Raw genomic sequence first — 23,184 nt, 5'->3', positions numbered from 1 at the left:
TATCAGGCTATGATACCTTCGAGCCATCAACGCGGGGAGATCCACCATGGACGAGCAAGCGTCAGATTCTTTACCATCATCGTCTACTGATCAAACCAGCAGCGACGGCGATATGCCGCTACGAATTAACCGCACACCCACCGGGGTTCAAGCGCGTGACACGTTGCCTGAAACCGACCTTGACGACACTCAGCTTTACTTCAATCGCGAGCTGTCGCATCTACAGTTCAATATCCGCGTGCTGGAACAAGCGTTAGACGATGCCCACCCATTGCTCAACCGGTTGATGTTCTTGCTGATTTTCTCATCTAATATGGATGAGTTTTTCGAAATTCGCGTAGCGGGATTAAAGCACCAGATCGCCCTTGGCGACGACACCAACGCGGCTGATGGCCGACTGCCTAAAGCCGTATTGGCCGAGATTTCCCAGATCGCCCATACGCAAATTGATCGCCAGTATCAAATACTCAACGATACCTTGTTGCCCGCCCTGGAGACTCATGGGTTACGCTTTCGTCGTCGCGATCAGTGGACTGATCAACAAAAGGCCTGGACGCGGGCGTTTTTCGATAACGAAATTATGCCGGTTATTAGCCCCATCGGTCTTGACCCTTCGCATCCCTTCCCGCGTCTGGTCAATAAAAGTCTCAACTTTATTGTTGAGCTGGAAGGCAAAGATGCCTTTGGCCGCGCCGGAGGCATGGCTATTCTCCCCGCGCCACGCTCGCTGCCTCGCTTAATGGCGCTACCGAAGGAATTATGCGAAGAAGGTTTCTCCGAGTATGTGTTCCTGTCCTCGATGATTCATGCCCATGCCGATGAGCTATTTCCCGGCATGCGCGTGCGCGGCTGTTACCAATTCCGGCTAACCCGCAATGCGGACATGAGCGTTGACCCAGAGGAGGTTTCGGATCTCGCCTCAGCGCTGCGCGGTGAGCTGCTGGCGCGCCGCTACGGCAGCGGCGTGCGCCTGGAAGTCGCCGACAGCTGTCCTGATGACTTAATTGACTTTTTGTTGCGCCAGTTTGAACTGGAAAGCGGCGACTTATACCGCGTTAAAGGGCCGGTTAATTTGACTCGTATGATGTCAGTTCTGGGTGATGTGGATCGCCCGGAACTGCTCTATCGCCCGTTTACTCCCAGCATTCCGAAAGCGCTCAAAGCGGGCAGCTTGTTCGATGCTATCGCTAAGAGTGACATTCTGCTCCATCACCCTTTTCAATCATTTACACCGATTGAAGATCTGTTGCGCGAAGCCGCCCGCGACCCGCATGTATTGGCTATAAAGCAGACGCTATACCGTACGGGCTCAGACTCGCCTATCGTTAGCGCGCTGGTAGAAGCGGCTAGCCAGGGCAAAGAAGTCACCGTGGTCATTGAGCTACGTGCGCGTTTTGATGAAGCCGATAATCTACAGCTGGCTTCTCGTTTGCAGGAAGCGGGGGCAATCGTTGTCTACGGCATTATGGCCTACAAGACTCACGCCAAGATGCTGCATATAGTACGTCGCGAAAAAGGCGAGCTGTGCTACTACGCGCACCTCGGCACCGGTAATTACCACTCTAAAACCGCCAAACTGTATACCGATTACAGCCTACTGACTGCCAATAAAGCGCTGTGCGCCGATGTGCATAAAGTGTTTCAGCAACTGTCGGGGATGGGCCGCGCACGCAAAATTGACACGCTGTTGCATGCGCCGTTCACGCTGCACGAGCGGCTAGTGGAAATGATTGACCGTGAAGCGCAAATAGCGCGCAAGGGTAAACGCGCCCATATCATCATCAAGTGCAACTCGCTTACCGAACCCAAGCTAATTAAAGCACTTTACCGTGCTTCCCAGGCGGGGGTTGAGTGCGATTTAATTATTCGCGGTATGTGCTGTTTGAAGCCGGGCGTGCCGGGGGTTTCCGAGAATATTCGTGTGCGCTCAATTATTGGCCGTCTGCTTGAACACACCCGTGTATTCCACTTTCACAATGATGGTAAGTCGGAGACTTGGTGCTCAAGCGCCGACTTTATGTCGCGCAACATGTTTCACCGTGTTGAAACGTGCTTCCCGCTGCTGGATAAGAAGCTCGCCACCCGTGTGCGCAAGGATCTCGAAACCTACATGGTGGATAACTGCCAGAGCTGGCTGCTACAGACCGACGGCAGCTACCAGCTTCAGGATCCAGGTAAAAGCGATGCCATCAGCGCCCAGGAAACCCTGCTCTACGCCTATGCTTCGAAAAGCTAAGCGTCGACAAGCTAGTTTTCAAGCCAAAACCCCGCTTTTTAGCGGGGTTGATTCTGACTAGAAAAGCTTAATCAAAGTATTTACAACCATTTACGCATAGCGTTGGCGCAAGACTTTGGCAGCTTCGACCATATTAGCCAGCGCTGGCTCTACTTCCGCCCAGCCGCGCGTTTTCAGGCCACAGTCCGGATTTATCCATAACCGTTCTGCCGGGATCTTTTCCAAGGCTTTTTCCATCAAATCGACCATCCAGCTCACCTCGGGAATATTCGGGGTATGGATATCGTAAACGCCTGGGCCGATTTCGTTGGGATAAGCAAAGTCCTGGAAGGCGTCCAGCAAGTGCATATCCGAGCGCGATGTTTCGATGGTGATCACATCGGCATCCAGGGCGGCGATCGCCCCGATGATGTCGTTGAACTCCGAGTAACACATATGGGTGTGAATCTGAGTGGTATTGGCAACGCCTGCGGCACTTAGCTGAAAGCTCGCGACTGCCCAATCCAGGTATGCCTGCCACTCATGCTGGCGTAGCGGCAGCCCTTCGCGCAGCGCAGGCTCATCGATTTGAATGACATTAATCCCGGCTTTTTCCAGATCCAATACCTCATCGCGCAACGCTAAGGCAATCTGGCGGCAGGTGGTTTCCCGCGATTGGTCATCGCGGACAAACGACCACTGCAGAATCGTCACCGGCCCCGTCAACATCCCCTTCATGGGTTTGCTGGTCAGGGTTTGCGCATACTGGCTCCAGCGAACGGTCATGGGTGCAGGGCGTGAAACGTCGCCGAAAATAACCGGCGGCTTAACACAGCGTGAACCGTAGCTCTGCACCCAGCCAAAGCGGGTAAAGGCAAACCCTTCAAGCTGTTCGCCAAAGTACTCCACCATGTCGTTACGCTCGGCTTCGCCGTGCACTGGCACATCGATATCCAGCGCTTCCTGACGCTCCACCGCGTAAGCAATTTCATCCTGCATGCGGGCTTCGTAGTCAGCTGATGACAACTCGCCGGCTTTAAACGCGCGCCGTGCAGCACGAATCTCATCGGTTTGCGGGAAAGAGCCAATCGTCGTCGTCGGGAACAACGGTAGCTTAAGCGCTCGCCGTTGTGCGTCAGCACGCACGCTGTAGGGCGCCTGTCGTTGGCTATCAGCAGGGCTAATCGCGGCCAGCCGCTCACTAACCACTGTCTGGTGGATACGCGTTGATTCACGCCGGGCATCCAACGCCCGAGTTGCTTCATCCAAACGCTGCTCATCATCAGGCGTGGTTCGGTTATCAATCAACCGCGCTAGGGTGACCACTTCCGCCAGCTTTTGCTGCGCGAAAGCCAGCCAACTCACGAGCTCCTCACCGAGCTCTGTTTCCTGCGCCAAATCTACCGGCACATGCAGCAACGAGCAGCTCGGCGCCAACCAAAGCCGCTGCCCAAGACGCACTTTTAACGGCAGCAAGCGTTCACGCAATGCCGCTAAGTCGGCCCGCCAGATATTGCGGCCGTCAACAAAACCTATCGACAGCACCTGATTCGGGCCAAGTCGGTCAATCACGCTCTCGACTTGTTGCGGCGCGCGCACGGCATCAATGTGCAACCCAGCGACGGGCAAACGGGTGGCTAATGAAAGATTGTCGCCCAGGCCGCCGAAGTAAGTGGCTAACAGCAGCTTTAGCGGTGCTGACTGAAGACGGTGATAGGCACGCTCATAGGCCTGCTGCCAATTAAGCGGTAGATCCTGCACCAGCGCTGGCTCGTCCAGTTGCACCCACTCAATGCCTTGGGTAGCGAGCCGCGCTAATATTTCGCCATACACGTTGAGTACGCTGTCCAGCAGCGTTAGGCGATCGAAATCACCGCTCTTGGTTTTGCCCAGCCATAGCCACGTTAGCGGCCCGGTCAGCGTTACTTTCGGGGTAAAACCGGCGCGTAACGCTTCATCCACCTCGTCGAACAGGCGGTTCGATGCCAGGGTAAAGGTTTGCCCTTCGTGCAGTTCAGGGACGAGGTAGTGGTAGTTGGTATCAAAGTATTTGGTCATTTCACAGGCGGCGGCGGGTTCACCGCTAGGCGCGCGACCGCGGGCCATGCGAAAGGTGGTGTCGAGATCGATATCGCCACCAGCCACTTCATGCTGGGCATTAAAGCGGGTAGGTACGGCACCCAGCGCAACTGAAACGTTAAGCACTTGATCGTAAAAAGCAAAATCACCAACACTAACAAAATCTAGCCCAGCATCCTGCTGCGCCTGCCAATGGCGCAAGCGAAGCTCGCGACCAGTCCTTTCCAGTTCGCTACGCGTTGACTCCCCTTTCCAATACGCTTCAGTGGCTTTTTTAAGTTCGCGCTGGGCACCAATACGCGGATAGCCGAGAATATGAGAAACTGTCATGATAAAACCTGCCAACGTGAATGATGTTGAACAGTCTGGCCACGCCCAGCCAATGAATCAAACTAAAGTTTTTAATAGCAAAGATGAAAAATACTCACGATGATTGAACTACGCCATCTACGCACACTACTCGCCCTGCGCGAAACTGGCTCACTAGTTGATGCCGCTGAACGCGTGCATTTGACTCAATCGGCGCTCTCGCATCAGTTGAAAGATTTGGAGAGCCGCGTGGATAGCCCTCTATTCGTGCGCAAAACCCGCCCGGTGGAATTTACCCGCGCAGGCTTACGGCTGCTCGCCTTAGCCGATCAAGTATTGCCCGAGGTACGCAAAGCGGAGCGGGATTTGGCGCGCTTGGCAGGCACCGAGCAGGGGCGTTTGCATATGGCCATTGAGTGTCACAGTTGCTTTCAGTGGCTGATGCCGACGGTGGATTACTTTCGCGATCACTGGCCGGAGGTGGAAATCGATATTCCCAGTGGTCACCACTTCGACCCGCTTCCAGCGCTTGCCCGCGAGCAGTTGGATCTAGTGATCACCGCCGACCCCCAACCCCTTGACGGCATTCACTACGCCCCGCTGTTTCGCTATGAGGGATTATTAGCCGTCGCCCGCCAGCACGCTTTTGCAGGCCAGGGTTTTATAGAGCCCCAGGCGCTGGCGGATGAAACCTTAATTACGTACCCCGTTGAGCAGTCGCGGTTGGATATTTTCACTCAGTTTTTGCAACCGGCGAATGTACGCCCTCGGGAGATCCGTACCGCCGAATTGACGATTATGATGATGCAGCTAGTAGCCAGTGGGCGCGGCGTATGTGCGCTGCCCAACTGGGCGCTCACCGAGTATTTAGAGCGCGATTACGTCAGCGCGGTAAAACTGGGCGAGCATGGGGTATGGAGCACGCTGTTTGCAGCGATTCGCGAAGAGACCCGAGAAGCGCCATGGATGCAGGATTTTTTGCGCACCGCGCGGGAAACCTCCTTTGCGGTGCTAACGGGGGTTAAGCCAGCGGATCACGACGGGGAACCAGCAGTGTAAAGCGCGCACCGCACAGGGTGGGGCTGGTATCGATAGTCACACTGCCGCCGTGCCCAGCCATGATTTTCTGCACAATCGAAAGCCCTAACCCGTAGCCGCCGGAACTGCGGGCGCGGCTGTCATCCAGCCGGGCGAACGGTTTAAAGATATCTGCCCGCGCTTCGGGCGGAATACCCGGGCCGTCATCTTCGACATCGATACGCACCAAGTTAGGCTCGTCCCACAGCTGAATCACCACCTGAGACTTGGCATGCCGACAGGCATTACCGACTAAATTCTGCAGCGCTCGCTGAAGATAGCGTGGTTCCGCCAGCAGCTCAATTTCAGGGCCGGGCGCCAGCGTTAACGTTAACTCTTTATGCAGCGGTGAAAGGGTATCAATCACGCGTTCCGCCATGGCACGGCACTCCACCAGTGACGTTTCAAGTTCAGCGCCATTGACCGTTTCACCGCCTAAGCGTGCATAGGTGAGTATTTCATCGACTAATTCATCGAGTTCGGCAATATCCGCATCGATGCCCTGCAACTGACGGCGAATAGCGGGCTGGTCGGTCATATCTTCGACCATCTGTACGGCAAAACGAATACGGGCGACCGGGGTACGCAGCTCATGAGAAACCGCGCGAATCATCTCTTGCTGACCACGCAGCAGGCTCTGCACTTGATTGGCCATGCCGTTAAACGCCATGCCTAACCGCCCTAAAAAGTCACCGCTTTCCACTTTTACCCGCGTTTCCAAACGGCCGCTGGCGATCCTTGTCGCGGCCAGCTCTAGCCGCGCCATACGGGCCTCAATACTGCGCATAATTAAATAGATGATCAGGCTGAGCACAATCATCAGCCCCACCAGAAGCGGCAAGTGCAAATTAGATGGCAGTGTATCGCCACGAGAGATAGGCCCAGCTTGCAGCCATTGGGATTCGCCTGGCAGTTGATAAAGCAGTGTGATGGAGAGCTTATCAGAGACCAACTGAGTAATGACGCCGCCACTCGCCAGCTGGGCCTGCTGCTGGGGCGATAGCCCGGCTGGCAAAGTAGGCGATAGCTGAAGCGGCCAGCTGCCGGGGCGCAGCTGGGCGATGCGGTTTTTTCGCTCATTTTCGGGCGCAGCCGCAAGCCAGTCGCCCAATAGAGCAATGCTGCCGTGCCACTGATGCTCACTCCACTCTTCAAGCCTGGCTTGCAGCAACCATGTATCGCCTGGTAAGCGTTGCTGTAACAACCACGGCCTCTCGGCAACCAGTATCTTGCCCTGCTCTAGGCGTAATCGCTCAAAATAGCCAAGATCAGCTTCGTTGATAGGCTGCAGGGTCAACTGCAGTTCAAGTTGCTCGGAAAAACGCGCAAGCAAAGCGTTTCGCTGGCCTGTAGGCAGATCGGCTAATTGTTGCGTCATCAGCGACATAGGTAACGCAGCTAGCTGCTCGCGGTAATCTTCGCGGCGCACCTGCTCGATAAATGAACGCCCTACTAACGCAATCACAAACACCACCAACAACGCTACACCCAGCAACAAATAGAAGCGTAAAAACGAGCCGTTACTGAGCACCCGCCGCATGATGCCTTCCCTCTGCATGATCAACCGTCTTTAACGAAGAGATAACCTTTACTGCGCACGGTTTTAATCCGGTGAGGCTGATTAGGATCATCGCCAATTTTAGGCCGGATACGAGACACACGAACATCAATAGAGCGGTCCTGGCCGTCGTACTTAATTCCCCGTAGATTACTGAATATCTCCTCACGGGTAAGCACCCGACCGGCATTACGGCCCAACAGCCACAGCAGATCAAACTCAGCGCTGGTTAGGTCGATACGCTCCCCAGAGAGCCAGGCTTCGCGGGTCGCGTTATCGATCTCTAGGTTTTCAAAGCGTAACCGCATTTCACCATCCGGTGCAGGCCCGTCGGCACGGCGTAGCAGTGCTCGCATACGCGCCAGCAGTACCCGCGGTTGAACGGGTTTCGGCACATAGTCATCAGCGCCCATCTCAAGCCCCAAGACTTGATCCAGATCGTCGGTGCGCGCAGTTAGCATCATGATCGGGCCAGCAAAGTTAGGTCTAACGCGACGACAAATAGCCAAGCCATCTTCACCTGGCAGCATTAGATCTAAAATGACTAAATCAGGCTGCAGGGTTAAAATCCGGTCAACCCCTTTAGCCCCATCAGCTTCCAGCGTTACTCGAAAGCCATTCGCTTCCAAGTACTCGCGGGTAAGTTCGGCCAAGCGCTGATCATCTTCAATGATCAGGATATGATCTTGATCGGGATAGTCAGGCATGACAGGCTCTTGCGACTCAAGCGCCTGAAATTGCTGCTCCAAATGATCTACCATCCTCTTTTTGCACTCCGCTTAGGCTGTTTATTTTTTCACCTGCTCACCCAGTAACAACGCAGGTGACCTATTGTTGGCTCCCAGGATAACTCAAAACCATCGAAACACCCGCTTCTGTCGTTACCATTGCGCTTATTGATCGACACGGAAGGCCTGACACTTGATTCTCACAGCAACGGGAGCTAATGTAGAGACGTTAACTGTCGACAATTTGACAGAGGAAACTGCCATGGGAAGTAGCAAAACGAAAAGTGTTATTAAACGTGTTTACATTCCAACCCAAGTGCGTGACCTGCCCAACGGGGAGAAGTTAAAAATACCCGGGCATTATAAAGCACCACCCGGTGAAGGAAACGACACAATTGAGTAATGCTCTCTTGAGTAGTCCTTTATTCAGTGAGTAAGCCTCAAATTAACAAAAAGGCAGGCCATCACAGGCCTGCCTTTTTCATTTGATCGCACTCAGCTAGGCTGCTATCCCTTCGGACCAAACAAGAACCACGCAATCAAACCGATCAATGGGAAGAACAGCAATACTAGAATCCAGATCAGTTTAGCAAAACCACCTGCATCGCTTTTGGCCACTTTGACGATGGCCCAAATAACGATAACAAGCCAAATTAGTCCTAACAATCCACCTACTTCAATGCCCATAGCAACTCCTTAGCGTGTTGGCACTCTGTTTCTGAAACCTAGCTGTTTAACTCTTGCGATCAACTCCACCTTCACCAGCTGAACTCACTGCTCGGGAAGGCTCAACACCATCTCGCCTGCCTGTATTTCAATCGACAAGAGATTTAAAAAACTCATGCCGAGCAGGACAGTGTCGCGTTCCATGCCAGGGCTAATAGAACCCTGTACATTTTGCACTTTTAACCCGCCCAGGGAAACCTCATCCAGTTCGGTTAAGGTACCTTCTACTCGGCCATTGGCGGTATTAAACCAAGCGCTGCGCCCCGGTGCCAAGCCCAGTTCATCGGCCAAATCGGCCGATACCGCCACATAGGTGGCGCCCGTGTCGAGCAAAAAGGTGACGGGCTCACCATTAATACGGCCAGGCGCCTCGAAATGCCCAGCACGATTACGCTTTAAGGTAATCGGCTCACCTGCAGGCAAGGTATGCACGATATTGGCATTGGGGCGCATCATTTCTTCCAGGCCACCGTGTATCCACCACGTCCCAACGGCCATTAACAACACCCAAAACAACAGCATCATGACGATGCCACCACGCTGTGCTATTGGCGTTGCTGTCTGCGTCACCATCGTTCACCTCGCTGAGGTAAGGGCACCCAGCTATCCCTATTGTGTGTTTTCCCAGGCAAGCGCAGCCTCCCGGCCGCGGCGCTCGTTGACCTTAGCGCAAATCAGCATCGCGATAACGAACAAGGCCACACATAATAGAATAGACGCCTGCAAGCCAATGAGCGTTTGCAACACGCCCAGCATGACGATACCAAACACCCCCGCCAACTTATTGGCCAACCCCCAGAAACCGAAAAACTCAGCTGATTTTTCCAGCGGTGAAAATAGACCAACCAGTGCCCGGCTGGCAGATTGGCTAGAACCAAGGCTCAGACCCGCCAAGCAACCCACTACCAGGAAGACGTACTGGGCCTGCCACTGCACCTCAAACTGTTCGTTGATCCACTGGGTCAGTTCCGGGGTTGCCCAGATGGCAATAATCGCCAGCACCCAGAGCGCCAGCGTCATCTGGTAAGTGTGCTTGGCACCTAGCCGATCCTGTAACCAGCCAAATCCTAACGCCCCCGCCGCCGCGGTGACTTGAACAATGATAAACATGATATTGCGTACGCTCTCGTCCCAGCCAATCACTTGGGCACCATAGATGAATGCAAACGCGATAATGATGTAAACACCGGCCATCGAGAACAACAGCGATACTAAAAAGACGGTCAGGTCTTTGAAATAACGCAATTCGTGCAGCGTGGATGTCACCCGCTTCAAGGCAATATGACGATACGAGACGCCACGAGGCTGAGGCGTACCACGCTCTTTTAACCATAAAAAAGTGGGAATAGCCGTAACCAGAAAAAAACCAGCGGCAAAGGGACCAACCCAGCGGATACGTTCAAAGTTGTCAGCGCTTGCTTCACCTAGTACCACCAAGGTGAATCCGGCGGCAAATAACCCCCCGATATAGCCTAACGCCCAGCCAAAACCGGAAATTTTGCCCAGCGACTGCGGTGGCCCAAGCTCGGGTAAAAAGGCAGCAATAAATGACTCACCCATGGAATAGGCGTAGTTAGACAACACAATCAACAACAAACCAATAATGACGTAGCCAGGTTCAACAAAGTAGAGCATGGCCGTGGTGACCACGGTGGCAAGATAGCTGATGAGCAGAAAGCGCTTTTTCTCAGCCTGGTAGTCCATCACCGCGCCACACAAGGGTGCCGTGATCACTACCATCAGATAGCTGATGGCCAGACCAAGGCTCCATAAGAAGTTGGCAAGTCGGAAGTTATCACCCCGATCCCCGACGATGACCGTGGTAAATAGCTCGCCAAAGACCACGGTAATGATCAGAAGCGTGTAAGCCTGGTTGGCAAAATCAAACATCGCCCAGCCGAAAATCTCTCGACGCGATGCGTAGCCATTCATCGCCTTAGCAGTAGTAGCAGGCAGCATTCGTTTACTCTCACAGAGGAAGTCGTAAGCCTAGCAGGTGGAGCCAGCAATATGCCACGGCTTGCGTTGGCAGATTAGAGAAGGTGAAGATTAGCCTAGTTAGCTTACCAAACGCCGGGGCCGGAACCGGGTAGAGACACGCAAATGCCCGGCTTAAAAAAGCCGGGCGTTGTGATACGACCAGTGCGAAGAACTAACTTTGCAAAGAGCTAGCAGCGTTAGAGCAACCAGTGGGCAGCCACCGCGGTCAAGCCAATGACCATGGCCGTCAGTACGGCTACGGTCACCACCCGGTCGAGCCAACGATCAAAGGCAACCCCTTTGGGCTGCCTTCGCGTTGCGCCATGGCGTCCTTGCCGAGCCATTAGCCTGTTCGCTCCATGTATCGTGCTCCTGAAATAGCAAGCTCCCGCAACAAAAAAGCTTGCCTGTCCCTAGCGATGCTAGCTATTAATTCGCCGGTTGACCACATTGGGGGCACGACGAAGACGCTCTTCTTCCCCTAATAGCTCGGCTTCAAAGGCGTCAGCCCCCACTGGTGTTTCCCCATGGCGACGATAAAGCTGCGTCAGCATCGCCTTGCGGTCTGCGCGCAGTTCCTGCACTAAAACAAACACCATCATATACAGAATAAAGGTGAAAGGTAGTGCCGACAGCACCGATGCGGATTGCAGCCCCGTTAAACCACCGGATGCAATCAGTGTCAGGCAGATGGCGGCGATCAGCACACCCCAAATGACGCGCTTATACAGCGGCGGATTGATCGAACCATTATCGGTCATTTGCGCCACGATATACGAGGCCGAGTCAGCGGATGTGACCAAGAAAATAAAGATCAACAGCATCGCGACAAACGACAGCGCGCCCGTAAAGGGCATCAGCTCAAACATCTCAAACAGTGCGACCGTTATATTATCCTGAGTCGCGGCAGCTAAGCCGATATCCGTACCGTTCAACTCCATATGCAACGCCGCACCACCGAATACGCCTATCCACAAACAGGCGAGCAGCGGCGGTACGAACAGCACCCCAAACACATACTCTTGAATGGTACGTCCGCGGGATACACGAGCAATAAAAGTGCCCACAAATGGCGACCAGGCGATTACCCAAGCCCAGTAGAAAATCGTCCAGCTGCTTGCCCACTCATTGTCGCTGTAGGGAGAAATACGCAGACTCATACCGATAAAGTTCTGCAGATAATCGCCAATGCCCACTGTGATAGTTTCTAATATCGCCACGGTAGGGCCAGTGAACAATACATACAGCATCAACCCAATACACAAAATCATATTAAGGTTAGAGAGGCGTTTAATGCCTTTATCCAAGCCCGACCAGGTCGATGCCATATAAGCGCAGAACATGACGAAAAGAATCACAAACTGCCAAAAGCCGTTTTCCGGCAGGCCGAACACGGCGTTTAAGCCGCCGTTCATCTGCAGCACACCCAGCCCAAGTGACGTTGCGACCCCCATGACAGTGGCCACCACCGCAAAAACATCCAGCCAGGAAGCATAAGGGCGAATTTTAGGGTTCTTAGCCGTTATCGACGACAACACCGAAGACACCAGCCCGGCCTGCCCTTTGCGGAACTGAAAATAGGCAATGATCAACCCCACAATCGAGAAGGCTGCCCACTGATGAATGCCCCAGTTAAAGTAGCTGTATTGAATCGCGTAGCGGGCCGCTGCTTCAGTTTCTGCAGTTTTGTCGCCATAGGGCGGTTCAATAAAGTGAAACATGGGCTCTGCCATGCCATAGAACACCAACCCGACACCAAAACCTGCTGCCAGCAGCATGCTGATCCATGAGAAAAACGTATAGTTGGGTCGGCTGTCCTGAGGGCCTAAACGAACTTTGCCGTATTTACTCAGTGCCAAACCAAAAAGAAAAATCACAAAGCCAAAGACAGAAAATAGATAAAACCACCCAAATAGCTCGGTAACGGTCGTCAGCGCTCCCTCTGCCGCGTTGGCAAATCCTTCAGGAAATGACGCCCCGACAACTACCAAGCCAAAAATAATCACCACTGATGCGATGAATACCGACTTGCCTCCATGATTAGCCATATAACCGTCCTGTTAGATGAGCTCTGTTTAGATAAGCACTGCGTACTAAGCGCATGCTTGTACAGCCAAACTTGTTTTGTACAGCTTAATGGTAACAGTTGGAAAACCTAATCGCACTGCCAGTGGAGCATGCCCCGCCGACGACGCATTTCGTCCTATCGCCATGCAGTGAACTTGCTAGACCAACTGTGTTCCAATGGATGCGAATAACCGATGGAGGCTCTCATGCCACAGATGAATCGCGACCAACGCAACGCAGCATGGCAAGCGGCAAACCAATGGCGTGCCCGTGCAGCGCAAACCCAGCCCACCGGCCTAGTAGGTAGCTTAAAGCTGCTGTTTACATGGTTGGCCTTTGGCGCGTTGATGATAGTAGGTGTGGTACTCGGCCTATTTTTCTTATTGATTGGCTGGGCAATGATGCCGTTTATGCGTCATAAAATGAAAAAACGTATGGAGCAAATGCGTGCTCAGCAGGCGCAGGATATCGGCGGTGGTTATTCTCGCGGAAATACCTCTGCGAACAGCCATCCAGGTCATCAGGACGCATTAGAAGGTCACTATAAAGTTAAAGACAGTGAAGTTAAAAATGGTCGTTAAATAGGTAGTCACTGATCGCGCCGCCTGTTAAAGCGGTGCATGTATCCACGTGAATGTTGCCGCTAGCGTTAGCGGCATTACCACCAAACTCCCCAGGTTGCCAATCAGTACCAGCGACGCCACTTTTTGTGGCGCCAGCTGGTACTGCTCTGCCACCAAATAATTCAATACCGCGGGAGGTAGGGCTGCAAACACCAGCAGTACGGCCATTTGCATGTCATTAAGTGGCAGTAGCCACATTAATGGCAACGCAATCACTAACCCCGACAGCGGACAGAGCACCGCCCCCAGCATCCCCGTGCGCCAATCGCTAAAGTCAATTTCCAGCAGCCGCACCCCTAGCGCAAACAGCATTAAGGGGATACATACTTCGCCCAGCATACGCATAGCCTCCAGCAGCCAGCTTGGTAGCGGCAGTCCACTGGTGTTCACCCCCAGCCCCGCCAAGCTCGCCAACACGATAGGCATGCGCAGCATCCGCCATAGCGAAGTACGCGGGTTTAGCATATAAAGCCCTACCGAGAAGTGCAGCAGCATCTCAACAATAAACACCACTACAGCGGCAGGCAGCGCGTCAGGGCCGAATGCAAGTACCAGTAACGGCACCCCCATATTGCCTGAATTGTTGAACATCATAGGGGGAAGAAAGGTTTTAATATCCAGCTTAAGCCACTTAGCCACCGGCCACAGCACAACCCCCGACCCTAGCACCACCGCAACAGCCGCCGTAGCAAGCCAGGCGTATTCAGCAAGTGGCGCCTGGCGGTCGGCCAGCACGGCGAATACCAATAGGGGAACGAACAGCTCCATATTGAGCGTATTCAGGCTACGAATGTCGGGTCTCCGATAGCGTCCATAGGCAGCGCCACAACCGGTGATTAAAAAAACGGGCAATAGCGTGGCCAGAATATGTCCAATCATGCGGGCCACCCCGCCTGACTCCATGGCTTCATTGTTTCTTCCTAGTCAGAGTGACCCGTTTGCCGGGCTAGTTATTTTCAGTGGCGGGTGACTCAAGAAAGCGCTGCCAGAGCGCGGTGACTACATCGCGATGTTGCCTAAACTCTTCACCATCGGTGAGCGCTTTTTCACCGGTGAGCGCCGCTCGATGGGTAGCGCTGCGATAGGCCAGATAAGCTTCTCTCAGTCGCTCCGCTTCTTCATAAGGTAAGTGCCCACTCTCCGTCAGGCTCTCTAAAATACGGATATTGTCACTATACGTCAGTAGCGCGGGGGTTTGGTGAGCGAGCGCTAACACCGCGTATTGGCAGAGGAACTCAATATCCACCATACCGCCCGCATCTTGCTTAATGTTAAACGTATCACTGGTCGCTTTACTGCCCAGATGGTCGCGCATTTTCTGGCGCATTTTGACCACTTCTTCGCGCAGCGCGGCTTTATCACGCTCATTGCTTAAAATATCGCCGCGCAGCTGGGCGAATTTTTCGGCCAGCACATCGCTCCCCGCCACGACACGGGCGCGCACCAACGCTTGGTGTTCCCACGTCCAGGCGTTCTGCCGCTGATAGTCTGCAAAGGCTTTAAGCGATGTTACCAATAGCCCTGAATTCCCCGAAGGCCGTAGACGCATATCCACTTCATAAAGCGTGCCGGTGGGGGTTACCGCGGTAAGCAGGTGAATAATACGCTGGCCCAAGCGGGTGAAAAATACGGGTGTATCAATGGGCCGTGGGCCATCCGTCGCGCCTTGTCCATCACTATCATGCAGGAAAACAAGATCTAAATCGGAGCTGTAGCCCAGCTCGATGCCGCCCAGCTTGCCGTAGCCGACAATCAGAAAGGCTGCCTCGCGGGTATTCAGGCCCTCAGGAACGCCATGCTTGCGGGTAATATGTTTCCACGCCATGGCCAGTACGGCATCAAGGATGACTTCAGCGATAAACGTTAAGTAATCACTTACTTTCATCAGGTGCCGAGTGCCCATGATATCTGACGCCGCGACATGAAGCGTTTGCGCGTGCTTAAAGACACGCAGCGCCTCCAGTTGCGCCTCTTCGTCATCCTCTGGCAAGCGGTTCAGCGTTTGGCGCAGCTCATCGGCCAGGCGCGCTTTATCGGCCGGGGTGTAGAGCGTTTCCGGCGTCAGCAGCTCGTCGAGTAGGATGGGGTAACGCGCCAGCTGTTCGGCAATCCATGGGCTGGAAGCACACAAACGCATCAGGTGTTCAAGCGCCTGAGGGTTTTCGCGCAGCAGGGCAAGGTAAGCGGTACGCCGTAAGACGGACTCAATCAGTGGCTGCACCCGCGCCAGCGCGGTATCCGGCGCCTCGTTGTCGGCCACGGCATCCAGCAGTAGCGGCATCAACGCATCCAATCGTTCAAAGCCAATCCGCTGCATGCTTTGCACTTGCCGGGAGTGGTAAAGACTCTGCAGACGCTTTAAGGCTTTTTCCGGCGCACCGAAGCCCGCCTCGGCAAGGTGCGCAGTGGCCTCCTCCGCCTCTAGCTCGCCGCGCCAAATCAGTCGCCACTGGGCCAAGCCAAGCTGGCTGTCATCATTGGCCTCATCCACGTCCTCTTCAGGGTCCGCGATCACTGCATCAAAGTGCTGGCGCACGCGCTCGCGCACTTCATCAAGCTGGGCAATCAGCCCCGGCCAGTCTTCATGGCCCATGGCGAAGGCTACCCGCTCACGGTCGCTATCATCGCTGGGTAAGGTTTGCGTCTGGCGGTCTTCCAGCGCTTGAAGGGCGTGTTCGACGTCACGTAAAAAAGCGTAATCGGGCAGTAGCTCATCAACCACTTCTTGCGGCAACAGGCCTAGCTCGGGCAAGCGGTTGAGCGCGGTTTTCAGCGATGTCACTTGCAGTTCGGTATCACGGCCGCCGCGAATCAGTTGGAACGCCTGCACCACAAATTCAACCTCGCGAATGCCGCCGGGGCCGAGCTTGATATTGCTCTGCATTCCTTTGCGCTTCACTTCGCGGTTAATCATCGCTTTCAACTCACGCAGCGACTCAATCGCGCCGAAATCAAGATATTTGCGATACACAAAGGGGCGCAGCCCGGCCAGCAACTCATCACCTGCGTCTAAATCACCCGCCACAGGCCGCGCTTTCAGCATTGCGTAACGCTCCCACTCGCGGCCTTGATCCTGGTAGTAGCTGGAGAGCATGGAAAAACTGCCCACCAGCGGCCCGCCGTCGCCTAAAGGCCGCAAGCGCATATCAACGCGGAAGGCGAAACCGTCCGCCGTGATAGCATCTAGAGCACCGATGAGCTTTTGGCCAAGCTTGGTAAAGTACTCCTGGTGCGCTAATGGCTTGCGCCCGCCCTGGGTTTCGCCTTTTTCGGGGAAGGCAAAGATCAGATCAATATCGGAGGAAAGATTCAGCTCACCCGCGCCCAGCTTGCCCATACCCAGCACAACCAAGCGCTGGGGCGAGCCGTCTTTGCGTGGCGCGGGCTCACCCCAGCGCGGCGCATAAAATTGCTCAAGCCAACTCAACGCGGCTTCCAGGCAGATTTCGGCAAGCTCAGACACCGCCTTGGCGGTATCCCACATAACGTAGCCGGGGGCACGGTTAAGGTCACGCCAGATAATGCCGACCATCCGCTTGCGGCGAAAACGGCGAATCACCCGCTGCATGGCCTCTTCGTCATCGGCGCTCTCAAGCGACTCGTTCAACCAGCTAGCCAGTTCATCCCGCCCAGGATTTGCGTCCAATTCACCGGCAATATCCAACTCAGCCAACCACTGGGGGTAGCGGGCCAGGGTATCCAGCGCGAAGGTTGAAATGGCCAACACTTTAGCAAGCGCCTCGCGGCGCTGCTCAGAAAGCCCCTGCCAACTGCTTGAAGGCAGCTCTTGCTGGGTCATCTCAGCAATATTATCGGCTTGGGTCAGCGCCTCAATTAAGCGCTGCCAAGCGGCCTGGGTAGCTTTTTGTAACGACGCTGGCAGCGTCGACAACGGTAAAAAATCGTCGTTCACTTGCATAACTACCTCGCTGTCCAGCGTGTTAAAAATATTCAGCTCTTAAACCAGCTTAGCTATAAAACTTTTCCCAACCCAATAGCCCCCAGGTAAGGCCAGCCATCATCAGTGACAGCATAACAGCGGCGGAGCCAATATCCTTGGCCCGGCCAGAAAGCTCGTGGTGCTCAGTGCCAATGCGATCAACCACGTTTTCAATCGCACTGTTCAAGAGCTCGACGATCAATACGAAAAACAGGCTACTCACCAGCAGTAGCCAACTGATGATGCTGTCCCCTATCCACCAGGCGAAGGGGAGTAACAACGCAGTAATCACGACTTCTTGGCGAAAGGCTGCCTCGTTTCTAAACGCGGCCTTAAGCCCCTTCCACGAATAGCGCGTGGAGTGGACCAAATGGGTTAAACCGGTATGCCCTGGTTTCATGCAGGTCGCCTCACCTTGTGAGCGTAAAGGAAAATCAGTTCGCTAAAATCATGGCGTCCAAATCCAGTGATAATGGATCCAGCACCTCAGTCCAGCTTAAATACGGCGTACTGCCGCTACCATTGACCATGACACTAAATACTCCCCAGCGTCCTTGCGCGGTGCGAAAATAGCCCGCCGCGGCGCGCACAGCAAAGGGTTGATTCAGCGTACCGGTTTTTAACATGACATTGTTTTGAAACGTGGTTGAGCCACGCCGAATAAAGCGCATAACGCCGTTGGCTGGCGATTGGAAAGCGGCCACAAAGCTTGGAAACAGCGCGCTCTGCCGAAACATGTCTTCCAGCATCACGTTAATCCCCTGAGCCGATGTGCGGTTTTCCGTCGTCAGCCCGCTGCCGCTATACAACGTTAATGGCCCATGCCCAGGAAGACGCTGCACATAAGACTCAATGGCTTGGCCTGCCTGGCGTAACTGCGCCTGGGGCGTTTCGACCAGATCAAGCGCCAGTACATCGGCCATGTAGTTATTGGAGTAGTTCATGATGCGCAGCAATATTTCTTGCAGAGGCTGGCTATCGACGGCGGCCAAGCGCTGTGCCGTGCTGGGCGGCTGGGTCGAACTGACGCGCCATGAGTCGCTTACCTGAATCCCTGCCTGATTCAGCATACCCATCAGCACTTGTGCAGTTTTCTCGGCCGCATCGCCCGCGCCACGATAAACATCCCGGGCAGTGGCATTGGTCGAAATCTGTCCCGTCAGGCGCATCACGTCACCACGTTCATCGGTGATACGTTCAGCACTAATCTCGGTGCCGCTATTGGCTGGGCGAGTGACGACTTGATTATCAATGGTGATCAGCGAGGTCTGGCTATCGCACAGCCCCACCCGGGCTGGCTCACCTGCGCTAGCAGCGGGGGCGACATTGACACACCAACTGCCGAAATTAACGCCAGCTGACGAAAGCGGCGCGCTGTAGGCGTTGGTGACCCGAGTGAGGGCATCGCAGCGGTCGGTAGTAATACAGTCAACCGGCCCAAACCGCCACTGGCTGACCACCAAGGCGCCATCAATTTCACGCACCCCGGCTAAGTGCAAACGCTGCACCAAGCGCCATAGGTTTTCCGTGGTCAGGCCGGGGTCGCCACCGCCCTCAAACACTAAATCGCCACGCAGTACACCGCCTTCAGCTCTGTCTTCAACCCTGCCCGAGCTAACTAGCTGGCTGGTAAAACGATGCTGAGGACCAAAACGGATCAGCGCCGCCGCCGCCAGGTATGCCTTGGTAACAGACGCGGGCGATAACTGGCGCTCTGGATTAATGCTGCCCAGCAGCGCATTAGCGCCTGTGTCGGCGTCAAGCAGGCGCGCTTCAGCACTGATCGAGAAACCTTTGTTCTGCAGTTGGCTCAGGCGGTTGAAATCAGCGAACAGGCTGGCACTGGTGCACAGGGCCAGCGAGGCAATCCCGAACACCAGCGACCAGCGCCGCAGACGCTTAACAGTAAAAAAAGAACCCATTAAATTACCTCAATGCACGTTCATTTTGGAAAACACTTGCAGCAGAACCACACCCGCCACAATCAGGCTAATCCCCAGTACCGCCGGCAAGTCGGGCTTTTCACCAAACACCACAATGCCGACCAAGGTGACCAACACAATGCCCAGACCCGCCCAAATCGCATAGGCGACCCCCACCGGCAGCGTGCGCAGCACCAGGCTAAGCAGATAAAAGGCGAGCCCGTAGCCAACCACCACCACAACGCTCGGCAATGGACGTGTGAAGCCCATAGAAGCCTTTAATGCACTCGTAGCAATGACTTCGGCCACAATTGCCAATACCAAATAAACAAACGTCATATCCGCTCCAAATCAACCCATAACCACCACAGCGCTTGGCCACTTTGAGCATACTTCGCCTCAAACGGTGTTAAATAGTCACCTTCAGGTACAAATTCAGCCACTGCAGCCTGCTTGCCGGTTACCTGCGCCACCGCCAAGGCAAACTCTTCAACGTAAAGCGACCAATTTGAGCGCAGCTCAAGGTGCCCACCAAGCGCCAACAGTGTGGGTAAAACCGCATGGCCATGCCAGCGCATTTTGAGATGCCCTGCTTTGGGGTAAGGATTGGGGTAAAGCAAATAGTGATACTCGGGCGCCCAGCCTGCCTGATAGGCCAAACGCCAGAAATCGACCAGATCCGCGCGCACTAGCAGTGCATTATGTGGCAGTTCGCCGTGATCACGCCCCAAACGATCCTCACTGCGATCAATGCCAATCACGGCATGGCCGGGGAACTGCGCCGCTAGTTGGCGTGTCGATACCCCGACGCCACAGCCGGAATCAAGTATCAGCGGTGCCTGGCGGCTCGCCAGCCATTCGGCCGCCTGCGCAAAGTTGCGCTGCGTGTGCTCGGCGATCGGTTTACGTAATGGATGCGTGAGCGCTCGGTTGACCCGGCGCGCTAAATCCTGATGCGGGCCTGGCTGATTAGAGGTCACTGGTCGAGAATTATGCTGCATGCCATCTCTCGGCTGAAAAGCGTGATTCTAACAGTCTCGAGCGCTTGCGGCATGACGCCGTTGCGTGGCCGGTGCTATGATCACGCATTAGGTACTTATTAAGCGCATCGCTTTGGTCATAATAGAGCTAGTTATAATTGACTTAGCTATAATTTAATTAGCTATGACTGGCTTAGAGCGTTGTCAATAATTGTTATTACCACCACCGCATCACGAGGAACCCGGCTTGTCACACTTACCGGTGATTGTCGGCATGGGCGGCATCAACCCCGCTGGCAGAACCTCTGGCCATCAGGCCTTCCGCCGCACTGTGCTTGATGCCCTCCCTGCTGACCAGCAACGCCAGACACTGGAAGGCTTGGCGGCGCTTATGCGCCTAGTAGAGCACTCCGAAAAAGGGTGGCACGACAGTCAAGGCCACCCCATAGAGGCCCCGGCTCAGTCGCTGCGTGATCAGGTATTGAACCACACCCTGATCCGCCGCAATGAAGACCCGCGCTTTCTAGATCCCGGCATGCCGTCTAATCGGCACGCCAGCATGCAGTTGGCCGAGCCGCTACGTTTTACCCTGCGCCGCCGCCAACTGCCTGAAAATCTGCCCGCTGATTGGCAGGTACGCGATATTGATGCCCGCGAGGTAGAAGTCAGGGTGCCCGCCGGAGTGCTTGAAGTACTGCTGCCTGACGCCCAGCTACCCAAGGTTCGCGCGGCGGCTCAGCTACCCAGCGGCTTTGACCCGGCGAGCCTCTACCGCAGTGTGCACCACCCCCGCGGCCTATCGCTGGCGGTATTTGGCGCAAGCGACTGCCTGGGCGCCAGCGGCCTCTCATGGGAGACACTGCGTCAGCAGTTAAACCCGGATCATATTGCCGTGTACGCAGGTAACTCCATTGGCCAGTTAGACGATCAGGGCTGGGGCGGCTTACTGAAAAGCCTGGTGAGCGGCCAGCGTGCCACCTCCAAGCAGATGCCGCTGGGCTATGGTCAGATGCCCGCCGACTTTTTGAATGCCTATGTACTCGGCAGCGTGGGCGGCACCGGGGCGGCTCTTGGCGCTTGCGCTAGTTTTCTCTACAACCTGCGGCTGGGCATTGACGACATTCGGGCCGGACGCCGCCGTGTGGTGATGGTAGGCACCGCGGACGCCCCCATTACGCCGGAGATTATAGAGGGCTTCAGGGCCATGGGCGCGCTGGCCGACGACGCGGGCCTGAAAGCCCTGGATGCGCTGGAGCTGCTCACCGACAGCGATTACCAGCGCGCCTGCCGCCCCTTTGCGCGCAACTGCGGCTTTACCATGGCGGAAGCCAGCCAGTTTGTGCTGCTGATGGACGATGCGCTGGCAATGGAAGTCGGCGCGGATATTCTCGGCGCGGTGCCTGACGTATTCGTCAATGCTGACGGTTACAAGCGCTCGATTTCGGCGCCGGGGATTGGTAATTACATCACCCTGGGTAAAGCGACTGCGCTGGTGCGCGATATGCTGGGTGAAAAAGCCCTTAAAGAGCGCAGCTTTTTGCATGCGCACGGTACCAGCACCCCCAAAAACCGCATTACCGAATCCCATGTATTCGACGAAATCGCCCGCGCCAACGGCATTAACGACTGGCCGGTCGTGGCCATCAAAGCCTTTATCGGTCACTCCCAAGGCTCCGCGGCGGGAGACCAGTTGGCAAGCGCCCTGGGCAGCTTTGCCCACGACTTGCTGCCCGGCATCCCAACCCTGGATGCGGTGGCTGACGACGTCTATGCCGAGCGGTTACGTTTTTCAAAAACGGCGCAAACGTTTCGCGCGGACGCTGCCTTTATTAACGCCAAAGGCTTCGGCGGCAATAATGCCACCGGTGTTGTACTCTCACCTGCGGTGACCGAGCGCCTGCTGGCTCAGCGCCATGGAGCCGCCGCCGTAAGTGCCTGGAAAGAGCGTCGCGAGACTACCCGTGAAGCGGCAGCGGCCTACCTTGCTCAGGCAGACCATGGTCACTACGCACCGCGCTACCAGTTCGGTGAAGCAGTGCTGGAAGGCCCAGAGTTGGATATTCATGCCGACAGGATTCATATTCCCGGTTACGACCACGCGGTTTCGCTCACCAGTGACAATCCCTTTGGCCGTTTGGACGAGGAGACATCGTGATGAGCAGCGGCAAAATCAATATCGCCGTCTATCCAGGCACTTTCGACCCGATCACCAATGGCCACTTCGACCTCATTGAACGCGGCGCGCGCATGTTCGACAAAGTCGTTATCGCAGTGGCGGCAAGCCCCGGCAAAAGCCCCAATCTCGGCCTGGAAACGCGCATGGAACTGGTCAAAAAGGTCTGTGTGTCGTTACCCAACGTGGAAGTCATCGGCTTTTCCAACCTGCTCACCACCATGATGCATGAGCAGGAAGCGACGATTATTCTGCGTGGCCTACGCGCGGTCTCCGATTTTGAGTATGAGCTGCAGCTTGCCAACATGAATCGGGCGCAAAATCCAGAACTGGAAAGCGTCTTTTTAACCCCGGCGGTTGAAAATTCATATATTTCTTCGACCATCGTGCGCGAGATTGCCAAGCTGGGTGGCGATGTTTCTCGCTTGGTGCATCCACAGGTCGCCGAAGCGCTACGTAAGCACTACACTAGCTAGCCAACGCCATTGTTGAGTAAAACACTCGGGTATTGCGGTACAATCGCCCGAGTGTGAACGTATACGCGAGGTATGCCCATGGCCCTGATGATTACCGACGAGTGCATTAACTGCGACGTCTGCGAGCCCGAATGCCCTAATGATGCGATCTCTCCAGGCGAGGAGATTTATGTTATCGACCCCAACCTATGCACCGAATGCGTAGGTCACTATGACGAGCCTCAGTGTCAGCAGGTTTGTCCGGTGGACTGTATCCCCCTTGACCCAGAACGCCACGAAAGCCAAGAGCAGCTGATGAAGAAGTACCGCATCATCACGGCCGCTTAAGCCT

Annotated in this window: 20 protein-coding genes; 6 read left to right on the top strand and 14 right to left on the bottom strand. The window is 55.0% G+C overall.

All coding sequences use genetic code 11. The annotated features are described in order from the left end of the window. Window positions 1-46: 46 nt before the first annotated feature. The gene (gene ppk1, locus HZS80_RS15000; RefSeq protein WP_179916557.1) at window positions 47-2,236 is read left to right on the top strand and encodes a polyphosphate kinase 1; all 2,190 of its coding nucleotides are present in this window, start codon (window positions 47-49) and stop codon (window positions 2,234-2,236) included. 90 nt (window positions 2,237-2,326) lie between these two features. Here the strand turns inward: ppk1 and metE are convergent, their stop codons facing one another. Further along, entirely contained in the window at window positions 2,327-4,624 is a 2,298-nt protein-coding gene (gene metE / locus HZS80_RS14995; protein ID WP_179916556.1) for a 5-methyltetrahydropteroyltriglutamate--homocysteine S-methyltransferase, read from the bottom strand. A 99-nt stretch (window positions 4,625-4,723) separates the two neighbouring features. Between metE and HZS80_RS14990 the strand changes: the two genes are divergently transcribed. Continuing rightward, window positions 4,724-5,662, top strand: coding sequence for a LysR family transcriptional regulator (locus HZS80_RS14990; RefSeq protein WP_179916555.1), 939 nt, complete (start codon window positions 4,724-4,726; stop codon window positions 5,660-5,662). Here HZS80_RS14990 and HZS80_RS14985 read toward each other — a convergent pair. The 7 genes from HZS80_RS14985 to HZS80_RS14955 all read right to left on the bottom strand — a co-directional run bounded on the left by HZS80_RS14985 (window position 5,625) and on the right by HZS80_RS14955 (window position 12,720). Then, on the bottom strand, window positions 5,625-7,220 hold the full coding sequence (locus tag HZS80_RS14985) for an ATP-binding protein (protein ID WP_179916554.1): 1,596 nt from the start codon (window positions 7,218-7,220) through the stop codon (window positions 5,625-5,627). The genes HZS80_RS14990 and HZS80_RS14985 overlap by 38 nt on opposite strands. 20 nt (window positions 7,221-7,240) lie before the next feature. Further along, window positions 7,241-7,999, bottom strand: a complete 759-nt coding sequence (locus HZS80_RS14980; RefSeq protein WP_281372600.1) for a winged helix-turn-helix domain-containing protein — start codon at window positions 7,997-7,999, stop codon at window positions 7,241-7,243. Window positions 8,000-8,473: 474 nt separating this feature from the next. Continuing rightward, the gene (locus tag HZS80_RS14975; RefSeq protein WP_008957563.1) at window positions 8,474-8,653 is read right to left on the bottom strand and encodes a PLDc N-terminal domain-containing protein; all 180 of its coding nucleotides are present in this window, start codon (window positions 8,651-8,653) and stop codon (window positions 8,474-8,476) included. A gap of 84 nt (window positions 8,654-8,737) precedes the next feature. Further along, window positions 8,738-9,265 carry a retropepsin-like aspartic protease family protein gene (locus HZS80_RS14970; protein WP_179916553.1) on the bottom strand — a complete coding sequence of 176 codons (528 nt, stop codon included), beginning with the start codon at window positions 9,263-9,265 and terminating at the stop codon, window positions 8,738-8,740. Window positions 9,266-9,301: 36 nt separating this feature from the next. Next, the gene (locus tag HZS80_RS14965; protein WP_179916552.1) at window positions 9,302-10,651 is read right to left on the bottom strand and encodes an MFS transporter; all 1,350 of its coding nucleotides are present in this window, start codon (window positions 10,649-10,651) and stop codon (window positions 9,302-9,304) included. 218 nt (window positions 10,652-10,869) lie between these two features. Continuing rightward, window positions 10,870-11,016 carry a hypothetical protein gene (locus HZS80_RS14960; protein WP_179916551.1) on the bottom strand — a complete coding sequence of 49 codons (147 nt, stop codon included), beginning with the start codon at window positions 11,014-11,016 and terminating at the stop codon, window positions 10,870-10,872. Window positions 11,017-11,094: 78 nt separating this feature from the next. Next, complete coding sequence (locus HZS80_RS14955) at window positions 11,095-12,720, bottom strand: BCCT family transporter (protein ID WP_179916550.1); 1,626 nt, start codon at window positions 12,718-12,720, stop codon at window positions 11,095-11,097. Window positions 12,721-12,945: 225 nt separating this feature from the next. Between HZS80_RS14955 and HZS80_RS14950 the strand changes: the two genes are divergently transcribed. Next, window positions 12,946-13,320: a hypothetical protein gene (locus HZS80_RS14950; protein WP_035562043.1), complete on the top strand. Its 375-nt coding sequence runs from the start codon at window positions 12,946-12,948 to the stop codon at window positions 13,318-13,320. A 27-nt stretch (window positions 13,321-13,347) separates the two neighbouring features. Here the strand turns inward: HZS80_RS14950 and HZS80_RS14945 are convergent, their stop codons facing one another. The 6 genes from HZS80_RS14945 to trmB all read right to left on the bottom strand — a co-directional run bounded on the left by HZS80_RS14945 (window position 13,348) and on the right by trmB (window position 20,225). Then, window positions 13,348-14,241: an AEC family transporter gene (locus HZS80_RS14945; protein ID WP_179916549.1), complete on the bottom strand. Its 894-nt coding sequence runs from the start codon at window positions 14,239-14,241 to the stop codon at window positions 13,348-13,350. Window positions 14,242-14,308: 67 nt separating this feature from the next. Next, entirely contained in the window at window positions 14,309-17,281 is a 2,973-nt protein-coding gene (gene glnE, locus HZS80_RS14940; protein WP_179916548.1) for a bifunctional [glutamate--ammonia ligase]-adenylyl-L-tyrosine phosphorylase/[glutamate--ammonia-ligase] adenylyltransferase, read from the bottom strand. A gap of 49 nt (window positions 17,282-17,330) precedes the next feature. Beyond that, window positions 17,331-17,702 carry a diacylglycerol kinase gene (locus HZS80_RS14935; protein WP_008957571.1) on the bottom strand — a complete coding sequence of 124 codons (372 nt, stop codon included), beginning with the start codon at window positions 17,700-17,702 and terminating at the stop codon, window positions 17,331-17,333. Window positions 17,703-17,736: 34 nt separating this feature from the next. After that, window positions 17,737-19,224, bottom strand: coding sequence for a D-alanyl-D-alanine carboxypeptidase/D-alanyl-D-alanine endopeptidase (dacB, locus tag HZS80_RS14930; RefSeq protein WP_035562035.1), 1,488 nt, complete (start codon window positions 19,222-19,224; stop codon window positions 17,737-17,739). 9 nt (window positions 19,225-19,233) lie between these two features. Beyond that, on the bottom strand, window positions 19,234-19,563 hold the full coding sequence (locus HZS80_RS14925; protein ID WP_008957573.1) for a DMT family transporter: 330 nt from the start codon (window positions 19,561-19,563) through the stop codon (window positions 19,234-19,236). After that, window positions 19,560-20,225 carry a tRNA (guanine(46)-N(7))-methyltransferase TrmB gene (gene trmB, locus HZS80_RS14920; protein WP_179916547.1) on the bottom strand — a complete coding sequence of 222 codons (666 nt, stop codon included), beginning with the start codon at window positions 20,223-20,225 and terminating at the stop codon, window positions 19,560-19,562. Before trmB ends, HZS80_RS14925 begins: the two co-directional genes overlap by 4 nt. A gap of 253 nt (window positions 20,226-20,478) precedes the next feature. Between trmB and HZS80_RS14915 the strand changes: the two genes are divergently transcribed. From HZS80_RS14915 to HZS80_RS14905, 3 genes are all read left to right on the top strand, one after another. Continuing rightward, window positions 20,479-22,359, top strand: coding sequence for a beta-ketoacyl synthase (locus HZS80_RS14915; protein ID WP_179916576.1), 1,881 nt, complete (start codon window positions 20,479-20,481; stop codon window positions 22,357-22,359). Next, the gene (coaD, locus tag HZS80_RS14910) at window positions 22,359-22,853 is read left to right on the top strand and encodes a pantetheine-phosphate adenylyltransferase (RefSeq protein ID WP_035562027.1); all 495 of its coding nucleotides are present in this window, start codon (window positions 22,359-22,361) and stop codon (window positions 22,851-22,853) included. Before HZS80_RS14915 ends, coaD begins: the two co-directional genes overlap by 1 nt. 78 nt (window positions 22,854-22,931) lie before the next feature. Next, window positions 22,932-23,180, top strand: coding sequence for a YfhL family 4Fe-4S dicluster ferredoxin (locus HZS80_RS14905; RefSeq protein WP_008957577.1), 249 nt, complete (start codon window positions 22,932-22,934; stop codon window positions 23,178-23,180). The last annotated feature ends 4 nt before the right edge of the window (window positions 23,181-23,184 follow it).

It is taken from the genome of Vreelandella glaciei, from assembly GCF_013415125.1.
Classification (GTDB): domain Bacteria; phylum Pseudomonadota; class Gammaproteobacteria; order Pseudomonadales; family Halomonadaceae; genus Vreelandella; species Vreelandella glaciei.
The sequence above is the reverse complement of the archived record's forward strand: the minus strand, read 5'-3'. Positions and strand labels throughout refer to the sequence as shown.